This window comes from Glutamicibacter sp. HZAU (assembly GCF_004100365.1).
Taxonomy (GTDB): domain Bacteria; phylum Actinomycetota; class Actinomycetes; order Actinomycetales; family Micrococcaceae; genus Glutamicibacter; species Glutamicibacter nicotianae.
The window spans coordinates 1-3,808 of record NZ_SCKZ01000025.1; the positions used below are offsets into that span (position 1 = coordinate 1).

Consider the following 3,808-nt stretch of genomic DNA (forward strand, 5'->3'; position numbering starts at 1 on the left):
GCTAGCGGGCGGCCGGAAGGTGAATGCTAGGCATGATCTAACCCTCGGTCTCTGGCGTCGCGACTGCGAAATTTCGCGAGGGTTTCCGAGAAGGTGATTGCGCTTCGCAGATCTCCAGGCGCGTGGGTGCGGACGTAGTCAGCGCCATTGCCGATCGCGTGAAGTTCCGCCGCAAGGCTCGCTGGACCCAGATCCTTTACAGGAAGGCCAACGGTGGCGCCCAAGAAGGATTTCCGCGACACCGAGACCAATAGCGGAAGCCCCAACGCCGACTTCAGCTTTTGAAGGTTCGACAGCACGTGCAGCGATGTTTCCGGTGCGGGGCTCAAGAAAAATCCCATCCCCGGATCGAGGATGAGCCGGTCGGCAGCGACCCCGCTCCGTCGCAAGGCGGAAACCCGCGCCTCGAAGAACCGCACAATCTCGTCGAGCGCGTCTTCGGGTCGAAGGTGACCGGTGCGGGTGGCGATGCCATCCCGCTGCGCTGAGTGCATAACCACCAGCCTGCAGTCCGCCTCAGCAATATCGGGATAGAGCGCAGGGTCAGGAAATCCTTGGATATCGTTCAGGTAGCCCACGCCGCGCTTGAGCGCATAGCGCTGGGTTTCCGGTTGGAAGCTGTCGATTGAAACACGGTGCATCTGATCGGACAGGGCGTCTAAGAGCGGCGCAATACGTCTGATCTCATCGGCCGGCGATACAGGCCTCGCGTCCGGATGGCTGGCGGCCGGTCCGACATCCACGACGTCTGATCCGACTCGCAGCATTTCGATCGCCGCGGTGACAGCGCCGGCGGGGTCTAGCCGCCGGCTCTCATCGAAGAAGGAGTCCTCGGTGAGATTCAGAATGCCGAACACCGTCACCATGGCGTCGGCCTCCGCAGCGACTTCCACGATGGGGATCGGGCGAGCAAAAAGGCAGCAATTATGAGCCCCATACCTACAAAGCCCCACGCATCAAGCTTTTGCCCATGAAGCAACCAGGCAATGGCTGTAATTATGACGACGCCGAGTCCCGACCAGACTGCATAAGCAACACCGACAGGGATGGATTTCAGAACCAGAGAAAGAAAATAAAATGCGATGCCATAACCGATTATGACAACGGCGGAAGGGGCAAGCTTAGTAAAGCCCTCGCTAGATTTTAATGCGGATGTTGCGATTACTTCGCCAACTATTGCGATAACAAGAAAAGCCAGCCTTTCATGATATATCTCCCAATTTGTGTAGGGCTTATTATGCACGCTTAAAAATAATAAAAGCAGACTTGACCTGATAGTTTGGCTGTGAGCAATTATGTGCTTAGTGCATCTAACGCATAGTTGAGCGGCGGGCGCAGCCCGTCCGCTTGAACGCCGAGTTAGGCATCAGATGCCCTCGGCGCGGGTCGATGCACTTTTCGCACATGCCGCTCAACGCAAGATTCTCTCAATCGTTGCTTTGGCATATCGAACGAACGCGGCCGTCTCTTCGACGCGCATTGCTAGGTCGTCGTCCTCGCTACCCAGGTACGCCGCGCGTGCCTTGCAGATGAGGGGCCGATGCTCGGCAGGCAAACGCTCCGATACCCATGCGGCAGCAACGTCCTTAGGAGCAATGAGACCAGTTGAAGCGCTGTACCAAATGCGAGCAAGAGCAAGAACGACGTTCCGCTCGTCACCCTTCCAATCCGACTCTGCATTCCACTGGGCAATAGTGTCGAAAAGCGCCTTGGAGAAATGCTCCTTCGGCACCGGCTCGAAAAACGTGGCTGCGGATGGGCCTAGAAGCGCAAGGCTGTGTTGCCTCGCCTTGGTCAGCAAAATCGCAAGATCGTGATCCAGAACGGCAGGCTCGAACGTTCCGGAAAGGATGTCGTGGCGGAGCCACTCACCGAACTGAAGCTCACGCCGCGCCGGATAGCGCCAAGGCACTACTTCGCTTCGAGCGACAACAGTTAGCTCCAGCGGTCGCCATGTTCCGCCATCGCCTGGCGGTGATGAGACTTTCAGCAAATCGAGCATTAGCGCCTGCCGGAGCGAATCGTTAGGTGCGGCGCTGACGGTCACGAGCAAGTCTATGTCGCTGTCCGGCTTCAGCCCTCCATCGATCGCAGATCCGAACAGGTGGATTGTGTCCAGTGTCGCAGCCAGATGGCGCTCGATCACCGCGCGAGCGTGGGACAGCTGCTTGAAAACTTGTGCAGGGAAAAATTCACCCATGATGCCTAACTTTGTTTTAGGGCGACTGCCCTGCTGCGTAACATCGTTGCTGCTCCATAACATCAAACATCGACCCACGGCGTAACGCGCTTGCTGCTTGGATGCCCGAGGCATAGACTGTACAAAAAAACAGTCATAACAAGCCATGAAAACCGCCACTGCGCCGTTACCACCGCTGCGTTCGGTCAAGGTTCTGGACCAGTTGCGTGAGCGCATACGCTACTTGCATTACAGCTTACGAACCGAACAGGCTTATGTCCACTGGGTTCGTGCCTTCATCCGTTTCCACGGTGTGCGTCACCCGGCAACCTTGGGCAGCAGCGAAGTCGAGGCATTTCTGTCCTGGCTGGCGAACGAGCGCAAGGTTTCGGTCTCCACGCATCGTCAGGCATTGGCGGCCTTGCTGTTCTTCTACGGCAAGGTGCTGTGCACGGATCTGCCCTGGCTTCAGGAGATCGGAAGACCTCGGCTGTCGCGGCGCTTGCCGGTGGTGCTGACCCCGGATGAAGTGGTTCGCATCCTCGGTTTTCTGGAAGGCGAGCATCGTTTGTTCGCCCAGCTTCTGTATGGAACGGGCATGCGGATCAGTGAGGGTTTGCAACTGCGGGTCAAGGATCTGGATTTCGATCACGGCACGATCATCGTGCGGGAGGGCAAGGGCTCCAAGGATCGGGCCTTGATGTTACCCGAGAGCTTGGCACCCAGCCTGCGCGAGCAGCTGTCGCGTGGGCTCTGTTGCAAAGATTGGCGGCAGTCAGAGGTAGGCTGTCGCTCTGCGCCGATCAGGCGGCTGCTGCGAAATGGTGGTTGAGCATGCCCATGGCCTCCGTCAGCGCCGAGGGCCCAATGCCAAAAGCTCTCTCCACAAGGCGCACCTCGCCCCTGATGCCGGGCTGCAGGCACCAGGGGCGAGCCTGTCCTTTGCGCAGGGCTCGCATGACTTCGAATCCCTTGATCGTGGCATAGGCCGTGGGGATCGATTTGAAACCGCGCACCGGCTTGATCAGTATCTTGAGCTTTCCGTGATCGGCCTCGATCACGTTATTGAGATACTTCACCTGCCGGTGGGCCGTCTCCCGGTCCAGCTTTCCTTCGCGCTTCAATTCGGTGATCGCTGCACCATAGCTCGGCGCTTTGTCGGTATTGAGCGTGGCAGGCTTTTCCCAGTGCTTCAGGCCTCGCAGGGCCTTGCCCAGGAACCGCTTCGCTGCCTTGGCGCTGCGGGTCGGCGACAGGTAGAAATCGATCGTGTCGCCCCGCTTGTCGACTGCCCGGTACAGGTAGGTCCACTTGCCCCGCACCTTGACGTAGGTTTCATCCAGGCGCCAGCTCGGATCAAAGCCACGCCGCCAGAACCAGCGCAGCCGCTTCTCCATCTCCGGGGCGTAGCACTGGACCCAGCGATAGATCGTCGTATGGTCGACCGAAATGCCGCGTTCCGCCAGCATTTCCTCAAGGTCGCGATAGCTGATCGGATAGCGACAATACCAGCGCACCGCCCACAGGATCACATCACCCTGGAAATGGCGCCACTTGAAATCCGTCATCGTTCCGTCCGTCCAATCTCCGCCAAGCATGCTCAAGCTTCACGATTTTTGCAACAGAGCC

The 3,808-nt window shown here is 58.4% G+C and carries 3 protein-coding genes and 2 pseudogenes; 1 reads left to right on the forward strand and 4 read right to left on the reverse strand.

The annotated features are described in order from the left end of the window. Positions 1-26: 26 nt before the first annotated feature. The 3 genes and pseudogenes from sul1 to EKH49_RS16340 all read right to left on the reverse strand — a co-directional run bounded on the left by sul1 (position 27) and on the right by EKH49_RS16340 (position 2,200). Positions 27-866: a sulfonamide-resistant dihydropteroate synthase Sul1 gene (sul1, locus tag EKH49_RS16330; RefSeq protein WP_000259031.1), complete on the reverse strand. Its 840-nt coding sequence runs from the start codon at positions 864-866 to the stop codon at positions 27-29. Continuing rightward, positions 860-1,206: pseudogene (gene qacE / locus EKH49_RS16335) on the reverse strand (quaternary ammonium compound efflux SMR transporter QacE). Before qacE ends, sul1 begins: the two are co-directional and overlap by 7 nt. A 205-nt stretch (positions 1,207-1,411) precedes the next feature. After that, a complete protein-coding gene (locus EKH49_RS16340) occupies positions 1,412-2,200 on the reverse strand; it encodes an ANT(3'')-Ia family aminoglycoside nucleotidyltransferase AadA5 (RefSeq protein WP_000503573.1) in 789 nt (262 codons plus the stop codon). Positions 2,201-2,345: 145 nt separating this feature from the next. Here EKH49_RS16340 and intI1 point away from each other — a divergent pair. Then, positions 2,346-2,927, forward strand: a pseudogene (intI1, locus tag EKH49_RS16345) (class 1 integron integrase IntI1); the annotation flags it as partial. Between the two features lie 55 nt (positions 2,928-2,982). Here the strand turns inward: intI1 and EKH49_RS16350 are convergent. Continuing rightward, a complete protein-coding gene (locus EKH49_RS16350) occupies positions 2,983-3,747 on the reverse strand; it encodes an IS6-like element IS6100 family transposase (protein ID WP_001389365.1) in 765 nt (254 codons plus the stop codon). Between the last annotated feature and the right edge of the window lie 61 nt (positions 3,748-3,808).